General features: G+C 71.0%; 21 protein-coding genes and 1 pseudogene. 18 read left to right on the top strand and 4 right to left on the bottom strand.

The window, feature by feature from the left end:
* Nucleotides 1-62: 62 nt before the first annotated feature.
* Nucleotides 63-734, bottom strand: coding sequence for a response regulator (locus FGW31_RS28155; protein WP_121545344.1), 672 nt, complete (start codon nucleotides 732-734; stop codon nucleotides 63-65).
* 14 nt (nucleotides 735-748) lie between these two features.
* Complete coding sequence (locus tag FGW31_RS28160; protein ID WP_142196362.1) at nucleotides 749-1,696, bottom strand: RecB family exonuclease; 948 nt, start codon at nucleotides 1,694-1,696, stop codon at nucleotides 749-751.
* Nucleotides 1,697-1,876: 180 nt separating this feature from the next.
* Between FGW31_RS28160 and FGW31_RS28165 the strand changes: the two genes are divergently transcribed.
* The 3 genes from FGW31_RS28165 to FGW31_RS28175 all read left to right on the top strand — a co-directional run bounded on the left by FGW31_RS28165 (nucleotide 1,877) and on the right by FGW31_RS28175 (nucleotide 5,301).
* Nucleotides 1,877-3,529, top strand: coding sequence for a site-2 protease family protein (locus FGW31_RS28165; RefSeq protein WP_142196363.1), 1,653 nt, complete (start codon nucleotides 1,877-1,879; stop codon nucleotides 3,527-3,529).
* Between the two features lie 67 nt (nucleotides 3,530-3,596).
* Entirely contained in the window at nucleotides 3,597-4,499 is a 903-nt protein-coding gene (locus FGW31_RS28170) for a tRNA (adenine-N1)-methyltransferase (RefSeq protein ID WP_142196364.1), read from the top strand.
* A gap of 223 nt (nucleotides 4,500-4,722) precedes the next feature.
* Nucleotides 4,723-5,301, top strand: coding sequence for a hypothetical protein (locus tag FGW31_RS28175; RefSeq protein WP_142196365.1), 579 nt, complete (start codon nucleotides 4,723-4,725; stop codon nucleotides 5,299-5,301).
* 79 nt (nucleotides 5,302-5,380) lie between these two features.
* Here the strand turns inward: FGW31_RS28175 and FGW31_RS28180 are convergent, their stop codons facing one another.
* Nucleotides 5,381-5,680, bottom strand: coding sequence for a ferredoxin (locus FGW31_RS28180; protein ID WP_142196366.1), 300 nt, complete (start codon nucleotides 5,678-5,680; stop codon nucleotides 5,381-5,383).
* Nucleotides 5,681-5,931: 251 nt separating this feature from the next.
* On the opposite strand from FGW31_RS28180, the gene arc reads away from it, so the two are divergent.
* The 6 genes and pseudogenes from arc (at nucleotide 5,932) to prcA (ending at nucleotide 11,785) form a co-directional block, all read left to right on the top strand.
* Nucleotides 5,932-7,698 carry a proteasome ATPase gene (arc, locus tag FGW31_RS28185; protein ID WP_142196367.1) on the top strand — a complete coding sequence of 589 codons (1,767 nt, stop codon included), beginning with the start codon at nucleotides 5,932-5,934 and terminating at the stop codon, nucleotides 7,696-7,698.
* Nucleotides 7,699-7,930: 232 nt separating this feature from the next.
* Nucleotides 7,931-9,442: a depupylase/deamidase Dop gene (gene dop / locus FGW31_RS28190; RefSeq protein ID WP_370009849.1), complete on the top strand. Its 1,512-nt coding sequence runs from the start codon at nucleotides 7,931-7,933 to the stop codon at nucleotides 9,440-9,442.
* A gap of 190 nt (nucleotides 9,443-9,632) precedes the next feature.
* The gene (locus FGW31_RS28195; protein ID WP_142196368.1) at nucleotides 9,633-9,851 is read left to right on the top strand and encodes a ubiquitin-like protein Pup; all 219 of its coding nucleotides are present in this window, start codon (nucleotides 9,633-9,635) and stop codon (nucleotides 9,849-9,851) included.
* Between the two features lie 123 nt (nucleotides 9,852-9,974).
* Nucleotides 9,975-10,168 (top strand): annotated as a pseudogene (locus FGW31_RS28200) (endonuclease domain-containing protein); the annotation flags it as partial.
* A complete protein-coding gene (gene prcB, locus FGW31_RS28205; RefSeq protein ID WP_142196369.1) occupies nucleotides 10,120-10,965 on the top strand; it encodes a proteasome subunit beta in 846 nt (281 codons plus the stop codon). The pseudogene FGW31_RS28200 and the gene prcB, both read left to right, overlap by 49 nt.
* 61 nt (nucleotides 10,966-11,026) lie before the next feature.
* Nucleotides 11,027-11,785 (top strand): proteasome subunit alpha, encoded by a 759-nt coding sequence (prcA, locus tag FGW31_RS28210; RefSeq protein ID WP_142196370.1) that lies wholly within the window; start codon nucleotides 11,027-11,029, stop codon nucleotides 11,783-11,785.
* A 470-nt stretch (nucleotides 11,786-12,255) separates the two neighbouring features.
* On the opposite strand, the gene FGW31_RS28215 is transcribed toward prcA, so the two are convergent.
* Nucleotides 12,256-13,314 (bottom strand): LacI family DNA-binding transcriptional regulator, encoded by a 1,059-nt coding sequence (locus FGW31_RS28215; RefSeq protein WP_142196371.1) that lies wholly within the window; start codon nucleotides 13,312-13,314, stop codon nucleotides 12,256-12,258.
* 78 nt (nucleotides 13,315-13,392) lie between these two features.
* Between FGW31_RS28215 and FGW31_RS28220 the strand changes: the two genes are divergently transcribed.
* From FGW31_RS28220 to tatA, 9 genes are all read left to right on the top strand, one after another.
* A complete protein-coding gene (locus FGW31_RS28220) occupies nucleotides 13,393-14,652 on the top strand; it encodes an MFS transporter (protein WP_142196372.1) in 1,260 nt (419 codons plus the stop codon).
* Nucleotides 14,653-14,661: 9 nt separating this feature from the next.
* On the top strand, nucleotides 14,662-16,023 hold the full coding sequence (pafA, locus tag FGW31_RS28225; protein ID WP_142196373.1) for a Pup--protein ligase: 1,362 nt from the start codon (nucleotides 14,662-14,664) through the stop codon (nucleotides 16,021-16,023).
* 138 nt (nucleotides 16,024-16,161) lie between these two features.
* The gene (locus tag FGW31_RS28230) at nucleotides 16,162-17,163 is read left to right on the top strand and encodes an FKBP-type peptidyl-prolyl cis-trans isomerase (protein ID WP_142196374.1); all 1,002 of its coding nucleotides are present in this window, start codon (nucleotides 16,162-16,164) and stop codon (nucleotides 17,161-17,163) included.
* Nucleotides 17,164-17,224: 61 nt separating this feature from the next.
* A complete protein-coding gene (locus tag FGW31_RS28235; protein WP_006132299.1) occupies nucleotides 17,225-17,596 on the top strand; it encodes an FKBP-type peptidyl-prolyl cis-trans isomerase in 372 nt (123 codons plus the stop codon).
* Nucleotides 17,597-17,719: 123 nt separating this feature from the next.
* Nucleotides 17,720-18,673, top strand: a complete 954-nt coding sequence (locus tag FGW31_RS28240; RefSeq protein WP_142196375.1) for a helix-turn-helix transcriptional regulator — start codon at nucleotides 17,720-17,722, stop codon at nucleotides 18,671-18,673.
* Between the two features lie 18 nt (nucleotides 18,674-18,691).
* A complete protein-coding gene (locus FGW31_RS28245) occupies nucleotides 18,692-19,687 on the top strand; it encodes a helix-turn-helix transcriptional regulator (RefSeq protein ID WP_142196376.1) in 996 nt (331 codons plus the stop codon).
* Nucleotides 19,688-19,739: 52 nt separating this feature from the next.
* A complete protein-coding gene (locus FGW31_RS28250; RefSeq protein WP_182675358.1) occupies nucleotides 19,740-20,033 on the top strand; it encodes a CpXC domain-containing protein in 294 nt (97 codons plus the stop codon).
* 10 nt (nucleotides 20,034-20,043) lie between these two features.
* The gene (locus FGW31_RS28255; RefSeq protein WP_142196377.1) at nucleotides 20,044-20,238 is read left to right on the top strand and encodes a hypothetical protein; all 195 of its coding nucleotides are present in this window, start codon (nucleotides 20,044-20,046) and stop codon (nucleotides 20,236-20,238) included.
* Between the two features lie 247 nt (nucleotides 20,239-20,485).
* Complete coding sequence (gene tatA, locus FGW31_RS28260; protein ID WP_142196378.1) at nucleotides 20,486-20,767, top strand: Sec-independent protein translocase subunit TatA; 282 nt, start codon at nucleotides 20,486-20,488, stop codon at nucleotides 20,765-20,767.
* The last annotated feature ends 6 nt before the right edge of the window (nucleotides 20,768-20,773 follow it).

Genomic DNA, 20,773 nt, shown 5'->3' on the forward strand with positions numbered 1-20,773 from the left:
GTGCGCCGAGGGCGCCCTCCCGCTGGGGAGGGCGCCCTCGGCGCTTCACCGCACAGGGTGCGCTACTGCGCGCCGGGACGCACCAGCCCGCTCTCGTAGGCGTACACCGCCGCCTGCACCCGGTCGCGCAGTCCCAGCTTGGTCAGGACGTGACCGACGTGCGTCTTCACCGTTGTCTCGCTGACGAACAGGTCGGCGGCGATCTCCGCGTTGGACAGCCCGCGCGCCACCAGCTTCAGCACCTCGACCTCACGCTCCGTCAGCGTGTGCAGGGTGTCCGGCACCGGCTCGTCACCGGACGGCAGATGCGTGGCGTACTTGTCCAGCAACCGGCGGGTGATGCTCGGCGCGAGCATGGCCTCCCCGGCGGCCACCACGCGGATCGCCTGCACCAGCTCGTTGGCCGGGGCGTCCTTCAGCAGGAAGCCGCTGGCGCCCGCGCGCAGCGCCTCCACCACGTACTCGTCGAGATCGAACGTCGTCAGCACCAGCACCTTCGCCGGCCCGTCCCGCTCGGGCCCGGTGATCTGCCGGGTCGCCTCCACCCCGTCCATCCGCGGCATGCGGATGTCCATCAGCACCACGTCGGGCTGCAGCGCCCGCACCTGGTCCAGGGCCTGGAGGCCGTCTCCGGCCTCGCCGACGACCGCGAGGTCCTGCTCGGCCTCCAGGATCATCCGGAAGCCGGTACGCAGCAGCGGCTGGTCGTCGACCAGTAGGACGCGGATGGCCACGTAAGTCTCCTTCGCTAGTCCGGCCCCATTCTGCCCTGTTGGGCCGGGTCGGACTCAGCCGCCCTCACCGGCAGCAGCGGGTACGGCGGAGGAGTGCCGCCGAACTCCGGACAGTGCGCCCGGTGGTCGCACCAGCCGCACAGCTTCGTGGGCCGCGGCCGCCACTCGCCCGTCTCGGTCGCCCGCCGGATCGCGTCCCACAGCGCCAGCAGCTTGCGCTCCACCCGCTCCAGGTCGGCGAGCACCGGATCGTAGGTCAGCACGTCACCGCTGCCGAGGTACACGAGCTGGAGGCGGCGCGGGACGACGTTCTTCAGCCGCCACACCACCAGGGCGTAGAACTTCATCTGGAACAGCGCGCCCTCGGCGTACTCCGGCCGGGGCGCCTTGCCCGTCTTGTAGTCGACGATCCGCACCTCGCCGGTGGGCGCCACGTCCAAGCGGTCGATGATGCCGCGCAGTCTCAGCCCGGAGTCCAGCTCAGCCTCGACGAACAGCTCCCGCTCGGCGGGTTCGAGTCGGCTCGGGTCCTCGAGCGTGAACCAGCGCTCGACCAGCGCCTCCGCCTCCGCCAGCCAGCGCGCGAGCCGCTCGCCCTCCGGGTCGTCGGCGAAAAGCTCCGCGACCTCCGGGCGGGACTCGCGCAGCCGGTCCCACTGCCCCGGGATCAACGCCTTGGCCCGCGGCGCGGTGCGCTCGGCCGCCGGGGCGTCGAACAGGCGCTCCAGCACGGCGTGCACCAGGGTGCCCCGGGTCGCCGCCTCGCTCGGCTTCTCCGGCAGCCGGTCGATGACCCGGAACCGGTACAGCAGGGGGCACTGCATGAAGTCACCGGCACGCGAGGGGGACAGCGAGGCGGGCGGCAGGGCGGTGGGCGCGGTCACCACGGCCGTCTCCGCCGCCGCTTCCGCCGGGACCGCGCTGCTGCCGGGCGGCGCCGCGCCCTCGGTGCTCGTCTCCATGACCCAAGACCTTACGGCCCGGCACCGACAGTGTGTGTCCGGCGGGGGAGACGGGGGAGAAGGGGAAGGAGGCGCCGGGACGGGGGTGCCGGGGCGGAACGGGCGACGAACGCCGCATACCATCGACCCGAGACCTTCCGTCCGGCAGGCACGGGAGACGCAGCGATCGAGGGGACACCGGTGGACGTAAGCGGCGGGCGCGGGCAGCCGCGGTCCGGCAACGACGAGTCGGCCGAGCACTCGGGACCCCGGGTCCCGGCCTCCGACGACGCCGGCGCGCACCCCACGGCCGCGTCCGATCCCACGCCCCACGCGCCCGGGACGCCCCCGCGCTCCGACGCCCCGTCGGACACCTCCCCGGCCACCCCTGCCACCGCGCAGGACCACCGGGCCCCGGAGACCGGACCGTCCGGCGACACGCCTTCCGACGGACAGCAGGGCCGGCCCGCTGAGCCGGACGCGGCCGCCGCCGAAACCCCGTCCGAGCCGCGGCCGGCCCCGCCCGCCGAGGACACCGGCCACCAGACCGTCCCGCCGCCCGCCGGGCCCCCGCAGAACGCCGAGGACGACCACCGCCGTACGGCCGGGACCGGGCGGGGCGCCGCGGACGGCCAGGCGGCCGACCGGCCGCACACCCCCTCCGGGTCCGGCCCGGGAGCGGGCCCGCAGCGGCCGCAGGAGCACCGGCGCGGCGGACTGCTGATGGGGCGGCCCTTCGGCGTGCCCGTCTACGTGGCGCCCAGCTGGTTCCTCGTCGCGATCCTCATCACCTGGGTGTTCGGCGGACAGATCGACCGGGTGCTGCCCGAGCTCGGCGCCGCCAGCTACCTGGTCTCCCTGTTCTTCGCGGTCGCCTTCTACGCCTCCGTGCTGGTCCACGAACTCGCCCACACCCTCGCCGCACTGCGCTTCAAACTCCCGGTGCGCCGCATCCAGCTCCAGTTCTTTGGCGGCGTCTCCGAGATCGAGAAGGAGGCCGAGACACCCGGGCGCGAGTTCGTGCTGGCCTTCGTCGGACCCCTGCTCTCCCTGGTGCTGTCCGGCCTGTTCTACCTCGCGCTGCTGGCCGTCGACCCCAGCAGCGTCCCCGGCGTCCTGCTGGCCGGCCTGATGATCTCCAACCTCATCGTGGCCGTCTTCAACCTCCTCCCGGGCCTGCCCCTCGACGGCGGCCGCATGCTCCGCGCCGTCGTCTGGGCGATCAGCGGCAAGCCGATGACCGGCACCGTCGCCGCCGCCTGGGTCGGCCGCGCCCTCGCCGTCTCCGTCCTGATCGGCCTGCCGCTGCTCACCCAGTCCGGTGCCCTCGGCTCCGACGCCGTCGACAACGTCGGCATGGACACCGTCCTGGACGCCCTGCTCGCCGCCATCCTCGCGGCGATCATCTGGACCGGCGCCGGCAACAGCCTGCGCATGGCCCGGCTGCGCGAACACCTCCCCGAGCTGCGCGCCCGCACGCTCACCCGCCGCGCGGTGCCCGTGGAGAACGACACCCCGCTCTCCGAGGCCCTGCGCCGGGCCAACGCCGCCGGCGCCCGCGCACTCGTCGTCGTCGACCCCGACGGCGTCCCCCTCTCCCTGGTCCGCGAGGCCGCCATCGTCGGCGTCCCCGAGCACCGCAGGCCCTGGGTCCCGGTCAGCGGACTCGCCCAGGACCTCACCGACGGCATGCGGGTCTCCGCCGAGCTCGCCGGGGAGGAACTCCTCGACGCCCTGCGCGCCACCCCGGCCACCGAGTACCTCGTGGTCGAGGAGACGGGCGAGATCTACGGCGTGCTGTCGGCGGCGGACGTGGAGCGGGCCTTCGTCAAGGCGATGGCACGTCCCTCCTGACCGTCACGCGGCCGGCCCCGGCCGCCACGTGGTCGGCGGCCCCCGCCGGGACCGGTAGGCTGGTCACATGTCCGAACCGACCGGTGCCGCCCGCAGGCGCGGGCCTTTCAAGGTCGGGGACCAGGTTCAGCTGACCGACCCCAAGGGCCGCCACTACACGTTCACGCTCGAGGCCGGGAAGAACTTCCACACCCACAAGGGTTCCTTCCCCCACGACGAACTGATCGGCGCTCCCGAGGGCAGCGTTGTCCGCACCACCGGGAACGTCGCCTACCTCGCGCTGCGCCCCCTGCTCCCCGACTACGTCCTGTCCATGCCCCGCGGGGCAGCCGTCGTCTACCCGAAGGACGCGGGGCAGATCCTCGCCTTCGCCGACATCTTCCCCGGCGCGCGCGTCGTGGAGGCCGGCGTCGGCTCCGGCTCGCTCAGCAGCTTCCTGCTGCGCGCCATCGGCGACCAGGGCATGCTGCACAGCTACGAGCGCCGCGAGGACTTCGCCGACATCGCCCGGCAGAACGTCGAGCGCTACTTCGGCGGCCCGCACCCCGCCTGGCAGCTCACCGTCGGCGACCTCCAGGACAACCTGTCCGACACCGACGTCGACCGCGTCATCCTCGACATGCTCGCCCCCTGGGAGTGCCTGGAGGCCGTCTCCAAGGCGCTCGTGCCCGGCGGCATCCTCTGCTGCTACGTCGCGACCACCACCCAGCTCGCCCGGACCGTCGAGTCCATCCGCGAGATCGGCTGCTTCAACGAGCCGACCGCCTGGGAGACGATGATCCGCAACTGGCACATCGAGGGCCTGGCCGTGCGCCCGGACCACCGGATGATCGGCCACACCGGCTTCCTCCTCACCGCCCGCCGCCTCGCCGACGGCGTCGAGCCGCCCATGCGCCGCCGCCGCCCCGCCAAGGGCGCCTACGGCGAGGACTACGCCGGCCCCAACGCCGACGGCGGCGCCGCCCGCTGACGCGGCCCGCCACCCGGACAACGCACCGGCGCCGTGGCGCAGTTCCCGGCAACCGCCCCGGAACTGCGCCACGGCGCCCTCGCCTTGACACCACGGCAGGCGCACACCCCCTCCCGGTTCCCCGGCACCGGAACTGCACACCCCCGCCGTTCCCTCCGTCCTGTGACGTGTGGCACGATGCTGGCCACCCCCACCGGCACAGCCCTCACAGGAGACACTCCTCGTGCAGCCTTCCGCCGTCCCGGAACTCGCCCACACGCACGCCCGGCCCATCCACTGGGTCGCCACCGCCACGGCCGTCGCCGGCGTCGTCGCCCTGTCCTCGGTCCTGCAGCCCGACGCCGCCACCGCGGCCCAGCCCTCCGGACCTCGGACGCAGAGCGCTCCGGCGCACGCCGCGCCGCCCGACCCCGCTGCCGTCGAGTTCCCGCTCGACTGCGGCCCGGTGGAGGTGGTGGTGAAGAGGAAGGCGTCCGGCGACCTCGACGGCGACGGACGGCCGGAGACGGTGGCGGTCGTCCACTGCGACGCGCCCATGGGCACCCCGCCCGACGGCGTGTACGTCCTCACCCGGGGCGCCGACGGCGCGGAGCCGCGCGTGGTCGCCACCCTCGTCGACCCCAAGGACCGCACCAACGTCGACGACTTCGCCGTACGTGACGGAGAGGTCACCGCCTCGCTCCTCGGCTACTCGTCCGCCGACGTGCCCAGTTGCTGCCCGGACGTGCGCGAGAGCGTGAAGTGGCGCTGGCAGAACGGCGCGTTCGTGCGCTCCGCCCCGTCCGCGGCCAAGAGCGTGTGACCCGTGCGCGGGCGCGCGGCGGGACGCGCGCGCCGGAGTGTGAGGAATCAGACGGTTGTGACGGGCCGTGTCACGACGGTCACCCGGCGTCCGGTCCGTACACCTCGACGCTGTCCGAAACCCGACGGACGTGGATGCACTCGCCCGGACACTCCTTCGCCGAGTCGATCACGTCCGTGAGCAGCGGCAGCGGCACGGGCGTTGTCGCCCCCCTGTCCTGCAGCAACTCGTCCTGCGGGCTCTTCACATAGGCCAGACCGTCGATGTCCAGCTCGAACACCTCGGGCGCGTACTGCGCGCAGATGCCGTCGCCGGTACACAGATCCTGGTCGATCCAGACCTCCAGGTCCTCGCCGCGGGCTCCGGCCTCCTGCTGCACGTCCGTCTCTCCTGTCGTCTGCCACGTCGAGCCGGGCGGGAATCCGGCCAGCTCTGACGGGTGTTGAACACGTCGACCCTACCTTCGCCTGGGTTCCAATCATCATCGGTGGGTATTCCCCTGGCGTGAGGGAGAGCGCAAGGGTGAAGATCGGACACACCCCGACCGTCTTTGTGATCTAGGGGTTTCAATCGACACCCGCCCAGGTAGGGTCTGGAAGCGTCCAGCTCCCCTTGGAGGAGGTGAGGACCGTGGCAGCCCACGACGACGACATGAACCGCGGCATCCGCCCGGGACGCGGGTCCGACGACCCGGCCGGGCAGATCGCCTACCTTGAGCAGGAGATCGCCGTCCTGCGACGCAAGCTCGCCGACTCTCCGCGACACACGAGGATTCTCGAAGAGCGGATCGTCGAGCTGCAGACCAACCTGGCCGGCGTGTCCGCCCAGAACGAACGACTCGCCAACACGCTCCGTGAGGCCCGCGACCAGATCGTGGCCCTCAAGGAGGAGGTCGACCGGCTGGCGCAGCCCCCGGCCGGCTTCGGTGTCTTCCTCACGGCCAACGAGGACGGCACGGCCGACATCTTCACCGGCGGTCGCAAACTGCGGGTGAACGTCAGCCCCGGCGTCGAGCTCGAGGAGCTCCGGCGCGGCCAGGAAGTGATGCTCAACGAAGCGCTCAACGTGGTCGAGGCCATGGAGTTCGAGCGTGTCGGTGACATCGTCACCCTCAAGGAGATCCTCGAGGACGGCGAGCGGGCCCTGGTGCTCGGGCACACCGACGAGGAGCGGGTGGTGCGGCTCGCCGAGCCGCTGCTGGACGTCACCATCCGCCCCGGCGACGCCCTGCTCCTGGAACCCCGCTCCGGGTACGTCTACGAGGTCGTCCCCAAGAGCGAGGTCGAGGAGCTCGTCCTCGAGGAAGTCCCCGACATCGGTTACGAGCAGATCGGCGGCCTCGGCAACCAGATCGAGGCCATCCGCGACGCGGTCGAGCTGCCGTACCTCTACCCGGACCTGTTCAAGGAGCACGAACTGCGGCCGCCCAAGGGCGTGCTGCTGTACGGGCCGCCCGGATGCGGCAAGACGCTCATCGCCAAGGCCGTCGCCAACTCGCTGGCCAAGAAGGTCGCCGAGGTCACCGGCCAGGCCGCCGGCAAGAGCTTCTTCCTCAACATCAAGGGCCCCGAGCTGCTGAACAAGTACGTCGGCGAGACCGAGCGGCAGATCCGCCTGGTCTTCCAGCGGGCCCGGGAGAAGGCCAGCGAGGGCACGCCCGTCATCGTCTTCTTCGACGAGATGGAGTCCCTCTTCCGCACCCGTGGCTCCGGTGTCAGCTCGGACGTGGAGAACACCATCGTCCCGCAGCTGCTCGCCGAGATCGACGGCGTGGAGGGCCTGCAGAACGTGGTCGTGATCGGCGCCTCCAACCGTGAGGACATGATCGACCCCGCCATCCTGCGGCCCGGCCGGCTGGACGTGAAGATCAAGATCGAGCGTCCCGACGCCGAGGCGGCCAAGGACATCTTCGGCAAGTACCTCACCGAGCGCCTCCCGCTGCACGGCGACGACCTCGCCGAGCACGGCGGCGACAAGGCCATGACGGTCCAGAGCATGATCCAGACCGCCGTGGAACAGATGTACGCCGAATCCGAGGAGAACCGCTTCCTGGAAGTCACCTACGCCAATGGCGACAAGGAAGTCCTCTACTTCAAGGACTTCAATTCCGGCGCCATGATCGAGAACATCGTGGGCCGCGCCAAGAAGATGGCGATCAAGGACTTCCTGGAGAAGAGCCAGAAGGGTCTTCGCGTCTCGCACCTGCTCCAGGCCTGTGTGGACGAGTTCAAGGAGAACGAGGACCTGCCCAACACCACCAACCCCGACGACTGGGCCCGCATCTCCGGAAAGAAGGGCGAGCGGATCGTGTACATCCGTACGCTCATCACCGGAAAGCAGGGCGCGGACACCGGACGCTCCATCGACACGGTGGCGAATACCGGTCAGTACCTGTAAAAGCCAGGGCGGCTGCGGGTGCCCTCAGCGGGTACCCGCAGCCGACTGTTTTTCGGTGCCACGGCTGGAGCACAGCAATGACGCAAATGATCTCCCCACCAGGGCGAAGGCGTTCTAGGCTCGTCCGTACCGCCGAGTCGCGCAGTGCGGGGTCGGGCACCGCACACGCACCGGAGCGCCAGCGGTACAGCAGCGCCCCCGACCGGGGACGCCGCCGGGCAAGGAGGGCCGCATGACCGTACGGCGAGTAATGGGCATCGAGACGGAGTACGGAATCTCCGTTCCCGGCCACCCCAACGCCAATGCCATGCTCACCTCGTCCCAGATCGTGAACGCCTACGCGGCGGCGATGCACCGGGCCCGCCGGGCCCGCTGGGACTTCGAGGAGGAGAATCCGCTGCGGGACGCGCGAGGCTTCGACCTCGCCCGTGAGGCCGCCGACTCCAGCCAGCTCACCGACGAGGACATCGGCCTGGCCAACGTCATCCTCACCAACGGCGCGCGGCTCTACGTGGACCACGCCCACCCCGAGTACAGCGCCCCGGAGGTGACCAACCCGCGCGACGCCGTCCTGTGGGACAAGGCGGGCGAGCGGATCATGGCCGAGGCGGCGGAACGGGCCGCCCAGCTTCCCGGCGCCCAGCCGATCCACCTGTACAAGAACAACACCGACAACAAGGGCGCGTCCTACGGCACGCACGAGAACTACCTGATGAAGCGGGAGACCCCCTTCTCGGACATCGTGCGCCACCTGACGCCGTTCTTCGTCTCCCGGCAGGTCTTCACCGGCGCCGGCCGTGTCGGCATCGGCCAGGACGGCCACGAGCACGGCTTCCAGCTGAGCCAGCGTGCGGACTACTTCGAGGTCGAGGTGGGCCTGGAGACCACCCTGAAGCGTCCGATCATCAACACGCGGGACGAGCCGCACGCCGACGCGGAGAAGTACCGCCGACTGCACGTGATCATCGGTGACGCGAATCTGTCCGAGATCTCGACGTACCTGAAGCTGGGTACGACGGCTCTGGTGCTGTCGATGATCGAGGACGGCTTCATCGCGGTGGACCTGGCGGTCGACCAGCCGGTGCGCACGCTGCACCAGGTCTCGCACGACCCCACGCTCAAGCGGCTCGTCACGCTGCGCAGCGGCCGCACGCTGACCGCGGTGCAGCTCCAGATGGAGTACTACGAGCTGTCCCGCAAGTACGTGGAGGAACGGTTCGGGGCGGACGCCGACGACCAGACCAAGGACGTCCTGGCGCGCTGGGAGGACACGCTCACGCGGCTGGAGAACGACCCGATGAGCCTGGCCGGCGAGCTGGACTGGGTGGCCAAGCGGGAGCTGATGGAGGGCTACCGGCGCCGGGACGGCCTGGACTGGGACGCGGCCCGGCTGCACCTGGTCGACCTGCAGTACGCCGACGTGCGCCCGGACAAGGGCCTCTACAACCGACTGGTGGCCCGCGGACGGATGAAGCGGCTGCTGGACGAGGCCGAGGTCGAGCGGGCCCGTACGAGCCCGCCGGAGGACACCCGCGCCTACTTCCGCGGACGGTGCCTGGAGCAGTACGCGGACGACGTGGCCGCGGCCTCCTGGGACTCGGTGATCTTCGATCTGCCGGGCCGGGACTCCCTGCAGCGGGTCCCAACCCTGGAACCGCTTCGCGGAACGCGTAATCACGTCAAGGAGCTCCTGGACCGCTGCCGGACGGCGGAAGACCTGGTCAGGGTGTTGTCCGGCGGGTGAGCCGGGGCTCAGGGGGTACCTGCGGGTATCCGTGAAGGACGGGCCGGACAGGGTGGAAAATCCCCGGTCCGGGAATCATCGAGGTGGTCCCCGTACGTTGGAGCAACTGCGGGGGCATTGTCGGACCCGGCTTGTAGGGTCTGATCTTGACCGAGCAAGTGTGTCGGGCGAACCGAGCGGGGTGAGGGTGATGGCGACCAAGGACACCGGCGGCGGACAGCAGAAGGCCACCCGGTCCACCGAGGAGGTCGAGGAGCAGGCGCAGGACGCGCAGGCTTCCGAGGAGCTCAAGGAGCGTCACGAGAAGCTGTCGGACGACGTCGACGACGTCCTGGACGAGATCGACGACGTGCTCGAGGCCAATGCCGAGGACTTCGTGCGGTCGTTCGTCCAGAAGGGCGGCCAGTAGCCTTCGGCCCGAAGGCAGCGGGGGCGTCCGGGGCGTGAGCCGGCGGTGGTGCGGAGCGCTGTTCGCGGCGCGGGCCACCCGGCCCGCGCCCCGGGCCGCCTCCGCGCCGCCGGAGGCCGTTCGAAAGCCTCCGCCGAGCATGTGGATCATTGCCGTGAGGCGGGTAGGGTCCGTGGCGTAATGTGCTGCAACTGCGATTCGGCCATCGGCAAGTTGGGAGATGTTCCCGACGCTGTTCGTCGGGCAGCCGCATACTGGAAGGAACTTCGTGGAAGCCAACACTCGTAGCACCGGGCGTCTGCCGGCTGCCTTCCTGACGCCGGGCTCTTCCTCCTTCATGGACTTCCTCTCCGAGCACCAGCCGGAACTGCTGCCGGGCAAGAGGACGTTGCCGCCCGTGCAGGGTGCCATCGAGGCGCCGCACGGCACGACCATCGTCGCCGTCACGTTCCCCGGTGGTGTGGTCCTCGCCGGTGACCGGCGGGCCACGATGGGGAACGTCATCGCGCAGCGGGACATCGAGAAGGTGTTCCCGGCCGACGAGTACTCCGCGGTGGGCATCGCCGGTACGGCGGGCCTGGCCGTCGAGATGGTCAAGCTGTTCCAGCTGGAGCTGGAGCACTTCGAGAAGGTCGAGGGCGCTCAGCTGTCGCTGGAGGGCAAGGCGAACCGGCTCTCGACGATGATCCGCTCGAACCTGGGCATGGCCATGCAGGGCCTGGCCGTGGTCCCGCTGTTCGCCGGGTACGACGTGGACCGGGACAAGGGCCGGATCTTCTCCTACGACGTCACGGGCGGCCGGTCGGAGGAGCAGGGATACGCCGCCACCGGTTCCGGATCGATCTTCGCGCGCGGTGCGATGAAGAAGCTGTTCCGGGACGACCTGAGCGAGGCCGAGGCCACCACGCTGGTGGTGCAGGCGCTGTACGACGCGGCAGACGACGACTCGGCGACCGGTGGTCCCGATGTCGCCCGCCGGATCTACCCCATCGTCACCGTGATCACCGAGGACGGCTTCCGCCGGCTCTCCGAGGACGAGGCGGCCGGGATCGCCCGGTCCGTCCTGGAGCGGCGGCTGGAGCAGCCGGACGGTCCGCGGGCCTCGCTGCTGTAGGCCGCGGGCGTTTGTTGTTCAGGGTGGTCCAGTGACTTCGACAGAAAGGGACGGATAACCGGTGTCGACGCCGTTCTATGTCTCACCTCAGCAGGCGATGGCCGACCGGGCGGAGTACGCCCGCAAAGGCATCGCCCGTGGCCGCAGCCTGGTTGTGCTGCAGTACGCCGACGGCATCGTGTTCGTCGGTGAGAACCCGTCCCGTGCGCTGCACAAGTTCAGCGAGATCTACGACCGGATCGGCTTCGCCGCGGCCGGCAAGTACAACGAGTACGAGAACCTGCGGATCGGCGGCGTGCGCTACGCCGACCTGCGGGGCTACACCTACGACCGGGACGACGTGACCGCCCGGGGCCTGGCGAACGTGTACGCGCAGACGCTGGGCACGATCTTCTCCAGCGTGGGGGAGAAGCCCTACGAGGTCGAGCTGGTCGTGGCCGAGGTCGGGGAGACCCCGGAGCAGGACCAGATCTACCGGCTGCCGCACGACGGCTCCATCGTGGACGAGCACGGCTCGGTGGCCGTGGGCGGCAACGCGGAGCAGATCAGCGGGTACCTGGACCAGCGCCACCGGGACGGGATGACGCTGGCGGAGGCGCTGAAGCTGGCGGTGCAGGCGCTGTCGCGGGACACCAACGGCAGTGAGCGGGAGATTCCCGCGGAGCGGCTGGAAGTGGCGGTGCTGGACCGTACACGGCCGCAGAAGCGGAAGTTCAAGCGGATCGGTGGGCGGCAGCTGGGGCGTCTCCTGGAGGCCGGGGGCGCGGAGACGGCCTCCGAGGCGGAGGACGAGACGGACTCCGGCGGGGACGTGGAGTAGTTCTCCGGTCCGGTCCGGTCCGGTCCGTTGGTCCGTTGGTCCGCTGGTCCGCTGGTTCGCTGGGCCTCTGGGCCTCGGCCGGGCGGGGGATGCCTGTGGTCGGCCGGGACCGACTCCGGTGGGGGGATGCCTGCGGCGCAGGGGTCCGTCCGGTGGGGGCTTGGGTAGCGCCCGCGTTCGGTGGGTGGGGCGGGGCCGGGACGGGGGTGTCCGTCCTCGGACCGGCGCGGAATCGGTCGGTTCGGAAGCGCGGGGTGCTGACGCGCCAGTCACTGCGGGCGGACACCCCCGCCCCGGCCCCTCCGCGCCGTCGGCGGCCGTCTCCCTCCAGAGGGGAGGAGGATGGGCGCCGTCGGCGGCCGTCTCTCTCCAGAGGGGAGGAGGATGGGCGCCGTCGGCGGCCGGCTCCCTCCAGGGGGAGGATGTCGGCCGTCGTCCTCGGGGGCCGCCGGCTGCCGGGGCGAGGTGTGTCAGGTCGGTGAGGGTGCGGGGCCGGTCGAGCCGCGTACGACCAGGTCGACCGGGATGTCACCCGCTTCGGGCGTGCGCTGGTCCAGGACCGCCAGCAGCGCGTGCATGCCGCGCTCGCCGAACAGCTCCGCGTCCAGTCGGACCGTCGTCAGCTCCGGGTCGATCGCCGTCGCCAGCGCCAGATCGTCGAGCCCCGTGACCGAGAGGTCCTCCGGGATGCGCAGGCCCAAGCGGCGGGCCGCCTTGTACATGCCGGCCGCCAGCTGGTCGTCGTCGCAGACCACCGCCGTCGGGCGGTCCGGATGCGCCAGCGCCGCCTCCGCCGCGCTCTCCGCGCCCCTGATGGAGATCGGCGACCGCGCCGTGCGCAGCGAGGTGCCGGGGACGCCACGCAGCCGCGAGGCCAGCTCGCGGGCCCGCACCTCGAAGGTCCAGGACGCCACGTCCGCCGCCAGGTGAAGAAAACGGCGGTGGCCCAGGCCCAGCAGATGATCCGTGACCTGGCGGACGCCGTCGGCGATGTCGAGGTTGACCGTCGCCGCGCCCACGCTGCCCTCCGGATCGCTGTCCAGCATCACCAGCGGCAACTGGTCGCCGCGGATCGCGGTGAGCGCCTCCGCCGCCATGGAGGAGGCGATGACGCCGTCCAGGGCCGCCTCCGCGGACGCGAACGGGTCGCGGGCCGGGCCGATGCCCTCGGGGGACGGGTAGAGGACCACGCCGAAGCCGTTCCGGGCGGCGACCCGGGCCGCTCCCGTGTAGACACCGGCGAAGAACTCCGTGGTGAGCGCGGGCACCACCAGCAGCACCGTGCGGGTGCGGCCCAGGCGCAGATTCCGCGCGGCCAGGTTGGGGCGGTAGCCGAGCGTGCGCGCGGCCTCGCGGACGCGCTCCGCCGTGGCCTCGGAGACCCGGCCGCGCCACTTGTCGCCGAGGACCAGGGAGACCGCGGCCTGGGAGACTCCGGCGGCCTGGGCGACGTCCCGGCTCGTGGGGCGGGTGCTGGCTCGTGGCACCGTCGGGCCGCTCCTTCGTCTGGACTGGTGAACAGCGGACATGGTACGTATGGAGTCGCTCGTTATACGTAACACTTCGATGCTTCCGATGGACATCGGGGGCTGACTGAAGGGGTCGGCATGGCCACGGGATACCTGGAGATCCTCCGGGCACGGCACGCCACCCGGCTGCTCGTGGGCACGCTCGTGGGACGGTTGCCCAACGCGACCGCCGCCATCGCGATCGTGCTCTTCGTGCGCGCGGAGGGCGGCACGTACAGCCTGGCGGGTGCGCTGGCGGCGGTGTACGGCGTCGCCAACGCCGTCGGGCAGCCGGTGCTCGGACGCCTGGTGGACCTGCGCGGACAGCCGCGGGTGCAGTTGCCCGCCGCCGTGCTGTCGGCCCTGGCGATGGCGGTGTTCGCGTTCGCCGGAACCGATTCGCTCGCGGTGGCCTACGCGGCCGTGGCCGCGGCCGGGCTCTTCACCCCGCCCCTGGAGGGCGGGCTGCGGGCGCTGTGGTCCTCGGTGCTGCCCAAGGAGGAGCAGGTCCACCGGGCGTACGCCATGGACGCCGTGGCGCAGGAGGTGATGTTCACCGTCGGGCCGCTGCTGGTGACGGTGTGCGTCTCCCTGTGGTCGGCGCAGGGCGCGCTGCTGGTGGTGAACGGCATAGGCGTGCTGGGCGCCCTGTCCGTGGTCGTCTCGCCGCCCTCGCGCGCCTGGCGGTCCGCGCCGCGCGAGGCGCACTGGCTGGGCGCGCTGCGCTCGTCGGGACTGCTCGCGCTGCTGGGCGCGTTCCTGGCGGTGGGCGGCGCCATGGGATCGATCGCCGTGGCGGCGGTGTCGTACGCCGACGAGCACGGCGGTGACCACGTGTACGGCTGGCTGATGGCCGGCATCGGCCTCGGCGCACTCATCGGCGGGACGGCGTACGGGGCCCGGCAGTGGACCGGCGAGCCCACGCGGCGACTGCAGGTGCTGGTGGCCCTTCTGGCGGTGTGTTACCTGCCGCTGATGCTGATGCCCGGCCCGGTGACGATGACGCTGCTCACCGTGGTCGCCGGACTGTTCCTCGCGCCCGCCATCGCCTGCGCCTTCGTCCTGGTCGACCGGCACGCGCCGCGGGGCACGGTCACGGAGGCGTTCTCCTGGCTGGTGACGACGTTCACCGTGGGTGCGTCGGTCGGTACGGGGCTCACCGGGCCGGTGGTCGAGGCGGGCGGAACCCTGTGGGGATTCGCCGTGCCGGGGCTGGCGGGCGGCGTGGGTCTGCTGGTTTTGCTCGCCACGGGACGGGTACTGGCAGTTCCCGCCGGGCGGGCGGTGGTTGCGGCTCGTTCGGAAAATGATCCGAACCGTGCCCTCGAACCTCGTTTCAGCTCGGGGGATCGGGCGTAATGTTCCCTCATGGACCGCCGCATTTTCGGGCTGGAGAACGAGTACGGCGTCACGTGCACGTTCAGGGGACAGCGCCGCCTGTCGCCTGACGAGGTGGCGCGGTACCTCTTCCGCCGTGTCGTGTCATGGGGCCGAAGCAGCAATGTCTTTCTGCGGAACGGCGCCCGCCTCTATCTCGACGTGGGGTCACACCCGGAATACGCAACGCCGGAATGTGACAACGTGACCGAACTGGTCACCCACGACAAGGCCGGCGAGCGCATTCTCGAGGGACTCCTGGTGGACGCGGAACGACGCCTGCACGAGGAGGGAATCGCGGGCGACGTCTACCTCTTCAAGAACAACACCGACTCCGCCGGCAACTCCTACGGCTGCCACGAGAATTACCTCGTGGCGCGGCACGGGGAGTTCTCGCGGCTCGCCGACATCCTCATTCCGTTCCTGGTGACGAGGCAGTTGCTGTGCGGCGCCGGCAAGGTGCTGCAGACGCCGCGCGGCGCCGTGTACTGCGTCAGCCAGCGGGCCGAGCACATCTGGGAGGGCGTCTCCTCGGCGACGACCCGCTCCCGGCCGATCATCAACACCCGCGACGAGCCGCACGCGGACGCCGAGCGCTACCGCCGGCTGCACGTCATCGTGGGCGACTCGAACATGTCCGAGACGACCATGCTGCTCAAGGTCGGCGCCACCGACCTGGTGCTGCGCATGATCGAGGCGGGCACCGTGATGCGCGACCTCACGCTGGAGAACCCGATCCGGGCGATCCGCGAGGTCAGCCACGACATCACCGGCCGGCGCAAGGTGCGCCTGGCCAGCGGCCGGGAGGCGTCCGCGCTGGAGGTGCAGCGCGAGTACTACGAGAAGGCCCTGGACTTCTGCGAGCGCCGCGGCATCCGCACCGGCACCGTCGAACAGGTCCTGGAGCTGTGGGGCCGCACCCTGGACGCGATCGAGTCGGAGGACCTCGACCGCATCGGCACCGAGATCGACTGGGTCATGAAGTACAAGCTCCTCGAGCGGTACCGGGCCAAGCACAACATGACCATGTCGCACCCGCGGGTCGCCCAGATAGACCTCGCCTACCACGACATCCACCGCCGACGGGGCCTGTACTACCTGCTGGAGAAAAAGGGACAAGCGGCCCGGATCTGCAACGATCTGAAGATCTTCGAGGGCAAGTCCGTTCCGCCGCAGACCACTCGGGCCCGGCTGCGCGGCGACTTCATCCGCCGCGCCCAGGAGCAGCGCCGCGACTTCACCGTCGACTGGGTGCACCTCAAGCTCAACGACCAGGCGCAGCGCACCGTGTTGTGCAAGGACCCGTTCCGTTCGGTGGACGAACGAGTGGAGAAGCTGATCGCCGGAATGTGAGGAACGCGTTCCGCCAGGGGATCCCAAAATTCCCGGAACGTCACACGGGCGCCGTACGTTACACCGTGCGGCGCCCTTGTCACGCCGTAGAGTTGCGCGGACGCCATCCACAAGATCGACGATTACGAGGCCCCCACCGTGCGCCGACGCTCACTTCTCATTGCCGTTCCCGCAGGACTGGCCACCCTCGCCGCGTGCGGCGACGACAAGTCCGACTCGGGCAAGGCCAGCGACAGTGCCTCCCCCTCGGCGCCGGAGGCATCCGCGGCGCCCTCGCCCAAGATCGTCGACGGCCCGCTGCCGGCGATCACGGCAGGCACGAAGTTCGGCGAGAAGCCCACGGTCGCCAAGGGCAGCGGCGACCCCTCCGACCAGCTCGCGGTCAAGACCGTCGTCGCCGGCAGCGGCAGGACGATCGCCGAGAACGACTTCGTCGTGGCCCACTACCTCGGTCAGGTGTGGAACACCGCGAAGGTGTTCGACAACTCCTACGACCGCAAGACCCCGCTGGCCATCCAGCTCGCCCAGGGCAGCATCATCGACGGCTGGCGCTACGCGCTGACCGGCAAGAAGACCGGCAGCCGCGTCCAGATGGCCGTCCCGCCCACCTGGGGCTACGGCGAACAGGGCAACCAGCAGGCGGGCATCAAGGGCACCGACACGCTGGTGTTCGTGGTCGACGTGCAGGACACGTTCAACGCCAAGAGCTCCGCCAAGGGCAGCGAGGTGGCCCAGGACAACACCGACCTGCCCAAGGTCGGCACCAACACCGACGGCAAGGCCCCCTCCATCGAGGTGCCCGACGCGGACGCCCCGAAGAAGCTCGTGTCGAGCTACGTCCTCGAGGGCGACGGCGAGGAGGTGGGCGCGGAGAACAGCGTCCTCGTCCAGTACAAGGGCGTGCTGTGGGACGGCGGCAAGGAGTTCGACTCCACGTACGGCCGGGGACAGCTGACGTCGTTCTCGCTCCAGCAGGTCGTCAAGGGCTGGGCGCAGGGGCTGACCGGCAAGAAGGTCGGCAGCCGGGTCCTCATCGTGATCCCGCCGGAGCTGGGCTACGGCGACCAGCCGCCGCAGGGCAGCGGCATCAAGAAGGACTCCACGCTGATCTTCTCCGTCGACATCCTCGCGAAGCTGTGACGCCGTGAGGATGTAAGACTGTGCGTGTTCGCCTTTCCGCAGACAAGCAGGAGCGTAAGACGTGAGCATCGACAAGCCCGAGATCGACTTCCCGGGCGGCGAGCCCCCGGCGGACCTCGAGATCAAGGACATCTGGGAGGGCGACGGCGAGGTCGCGAAGGCGGGCCAGACCGTCACCGTGCACTACGTCGGCGTTGCTTTCAGCACGGGCGAGGAGTTCGACGCCAGCTGGAACCGTGGCACCCCCTTCCGCTTCCCGCTGGGCGGCGGCCGGGTCATCAAGGGCTGGGACCAGGGCGTGCAGGGCATGAAGGTCGGCGGCCGCCGCCAGCTGACCATCCCCGCCCACCTCGCCTACGGCAACCAGAGCCCCACCCCGGCCATCAAGCCCGGTGAGACCCTGATCTTCGTGGTCGACCTGCTCGGCGTCTGATCCGATCGAAGCCGATCATCCAGGGCCCATGCCTGTCCGGGCATGGGCCCTCGGCTTTTACCGCGCCACCCCGGAGCGGTACGGTCATCGCTCGTAAGCACCATAGGGAGGCGAAGCGCGTCGATGGCCATTGCCAAGGCCGAGCGGCTGATGAACCTGGCGCTGTGTCTGCTCGGGACACGGCGGCCGCTCAGCAAGCGCGAGCTGCGCGAGTCCATCGAGGCCTATCTGGAAGCCGGCTCCGACGACTCCTTCAACCGCATGTTCGAGCGCGACAAGGACGACCTGCGCGAACTCGGACTGGTCATCGAGACGGTCGAGAACCTCGACGGCGAGACCGGCTACCTGGCCCGCCGCGACAGCAACCGGCTGCCGCCCATCACCCTCGACGCCGAGGAGGCCGCCGCCCTCGGACTCGCCGCCAAGGTGTGGCAGCAGGCGCGGCTCGCCGGAGCGGCCAGCGGAGCCCTGCAGAAGCTGCGCGCCGCCGGCCTCCCCGAGGACGTCGACCCGTACGGGCCGCACGGCGCGCTGGAACCGCGCATCCCCGTGCACGAGGCCGCGTTCGAGCCGCTGATGCTCGCCTGTCGTGACCGCCGCCCGGTCGTCTTCGACTACCGCAAGGCCAACGCCGCCCAGCCCGAGCAGCGGCACGTGGAGCCCTGGGCGCTGGAGTGCTGGCGCGGCCACTGGTACCTGGCCGGCTGGGACCGGGGCCGCGGCGCCGAGCGGGTCTTCCGGCTCTCCCGGATCACCGGGAAGGTGCGCTCGCGCAGCGGCCGGTTCTCCGTCCCGGTGCCGGACGTGGTGACCGTGCGGGAGACGGTGGCCGGCTGGGCCGGCGAGACCGCCGACCGCTCGGCGCGGATCCGGCTGCGCTCCGACGCCGGTTACCCCCTTCGGGCGAGGGCCACCGCGGTGCGGGAACTCGGCGACGGGTGGGACGAGTTGGAGATTCCGTACGGGCACGGCCTGGATGCCTGGCTGGTGGAGTTCGGACCGGACGTGGTGGTCCTGGAGCCCGCCGAGCTGCGGGCCGACGTGGTGGACCGGCTGCGTGCCGTGGCCAAGGGCTGAGGGGGAGCGGAGAAGGACGTGGCAGGCAAACCGGTCAGGCCCGTGAACGCCATCGACCAGACCCGGCGGATGCTCTCCCTGGTCACCTATCTGCGGGAGCGTCCCGGAGCCCGGATCGAGGACGTGGCGCGCGCCTTCGGCATCACCGAGGACGAGCTGGTCTCCGACCTCGACGTGCTGCCCATGTGCGGCACCAGCTTCCGCGGCGGCGATCTGCTGGACATCGACACCGACGGCGAGCGCATCTGGTGGCACAACCCGGCCGCGCTCGGCGCGGAGGCGGCCGAACCGCTGCGGCTCGCCGCCGACGAGGCCACCGCCCTGCTGGTCGCCGCCCGCGCCGTGGCCACACTGCCCGGACTGCGCGAGAGCGACCGGCAGGCCCTGCTGCGGGCCACCGCCAAGGTGGAGACCGCGGCCGGCGAGGCCGCCGGCGCCAGCTCCCGGCTCTCGGTGACCTTCGAGTCGGAGGGCGGCGTCTTCGCAGACGTCGACCGGGCCATCGCCGAGCGCCGCAGACTGTGGATCCGCTACTACTCCCCGGCGCGCGACGAGGTCACCGAGCGCGAGATCGACCCCATCCGCCTGGTCAGCGTCGGACACACCTATGTCGAGGCCTGGTGCCGCCGCTCCGAGGCGCGCCGCACCTTCCGGCTCGACCGGGTCGCCGAGATCAGGATCCTCGACGAGCCGTCCGCACCGCCCGAGGTGGAGCTGCGGGACCTGTCGGAGGCGCTGGTGCAGCCCGCGGCCGAGGACCCGGAAGTGGTCGTCGAGGTCGGGCCGGGCGGCCGCTGGGTCGCCGAGTACTACCCGCACGACAGCGCGGAGGAGCTGCCGGACGGCGGGCTGCGCATCACCCTGCGCACGCCGGACCCGGCCTCGCTCAGACGGCTGGCGCTGCGGCTCGGCCGGGACGGCCGCATCGTCGAACCGCAGGAACTGGCGCTGAGCGCCCGGCACGCCGCCCGGGAGGCGCTGGCGGCGTACGACGGGCTCGAGGCGGCCGTATGAGCGGGCCGCACCCGGTGCGGCACGGGCAGGACGACAGTCAGGAGCGAGGGCTTTGAGCGAGTCGGCGACCCCTGGTGCGCAGGGCATGACGGCGGCGGTGGCGTTCGCCGGGATGAGAAGCGTCACCCCGGTCGTGTTCCGGGCGGGCTGCCCGGACTGCCGGGAGCGCTTCGAGCTCACCGCGAGCGCGCTGCGCCTGGCCATCGGCGCCACCAGCCGCACCACCTTCTACTCCTTCACCTGTCCCGCGTGCGGTGCCGCCGTCCGCAAGCCGGCGGGGGAGCGGATCGTGGAGCTGCTGACCGGCGGCGGGGTCCGTACGCTGCGGCTGCACTCGACGGTCTAGGCTCGGGCCCATGTTCTGGCCGATGTTCGCGATTGCTCTGGGTTTCCTGGGTCTGGTGGTGCTCGGGGTGCTGGCCGTCCGGGTGTTCGTCGAGGCGGAGCGGCTCGGCAGACAGGTGACGGACTCGGCGCGCCGGATCAGCCGGGCGGCGGAGGAGTTGGAGCGGGCGTCGGCCGGCGCGGCCCGCTCCGCCGAGGCGCTGTGACGCTGCGCGGCAAAGGGCCCGAACGACCCGCGTCGGCTTGCGCCCTGTCACCTTGCGGGCCCCGGCAGGTACGCTGCTGATCGCGGCCCGGAGAACGAGGCCCGGACCGCGGACGGGAGTACGCACGGGGATTGCCTCACGTTCACCCCTGAGCGTTACGATCGCTGACAACACGATCGTTCGGACACATGTCCGACCGGTCGGACAGCCCCCACCCCCAGCAGCCTCGGTGAGAAGGTAAAGACTTATGTTCGGAAGGCTCGGCGCCCCCGAGATCATTCTCATCCTCGTCGTCATCATCCTGCTGTTCGGCGCGAAGAAGCTTCCGGACATGGCGCGCTCGCTCGGCAAGTCCGCGCGCATCCTCAAGAGCGAGGCCAAGGCGATGAAGGAGGACAAGTCCTCCGCCCCGGCGGACCCGCCGGCCACCGGCGAGCAGCCCCCGGCGCAGCGCACCATCCAGGCGGCCCCCGGCGACGTGACCAGCTCCCGCCCGGTCACGGAGCCGACGGACACGACCAAGCGCTGACGCAGG

It is taken from the genome of Streptomyces calvus, from assembly GCF_006782915.1.
GTDB lineage: Bacteria > Actinomycetota > Actinomycetes > Streptomycetales > Streptomycetaceae > Streptomyces > Streptomyces calvus.

Coding starts and splice junctions, on each gene's coding strand:
- FGW31_RS28160 (WP_142196362.1), bottom strand. CDS start 1,696: ATGGAGACGAGCACCGAGGGCGCGGCGCCGCCCGGCAGCAGCGCGGTC.
- FGW31_RS28170 (WP_142196364.1), top strand. CDS start 3,597: ATGTCCGAACCGACCGGTGCCGCCCGCAGGCGCGGGCCTTTCAAGGTC.
- dop (WP_370009849.1), top strand. CDS start 7,931: ATGACCGTACGGCGAGTAATGGGCATCGAGACGGAGTACGGAATCTCC.
- FGW31_RS28195 (WP_142196368.1), top strand. CDS start 9,633: ATGGCGACCAAGGACACCGGCGGCGGACAGCAGAAGGCCACCCGGTCC.
- FGW31_RS28215 (WP_142196371.1), bottom strand. CDS start 13,314: ATGTCCGCTGTTCACCAGTCCAGACGAAGGAGCGGCCCGACGGTGCCA.
- FGW31_RS28220 (WP_142196372.1), top strand. CDS start 13,393: ATGGCCACGGGATACCTGGAGATCCTCCGGGCACGGCACGCCACCCGG.
- pafA (WP_142196373.1), top strand. CDS start 14,662: ATGGACCGCCGCATTTTCGGGCTGGAGAACGAGTACGGCGTCACGTGC.
- FGW31_RS28240 (WP_142196375.1), top strand. CDS start 17,720: ATGGCCATTGCCAAGGCCGAGCGGCTGATGAACCTGGCGCTGTGTCTG.
- FGW31_RS28255 (WP_142196377.1), top strand. CDS start 20,044: ATGTTCTGGCCGATGTTCGCGATTGCTCTGGGTTTCCTGGGTCTGGTG.
- tatA (WP_142196378.1), top strand. CDS start 20,486: ATGTTCGGAAGGCTCGGCGCCCCCGAGATCATTCTCATCCTCGTCGTC.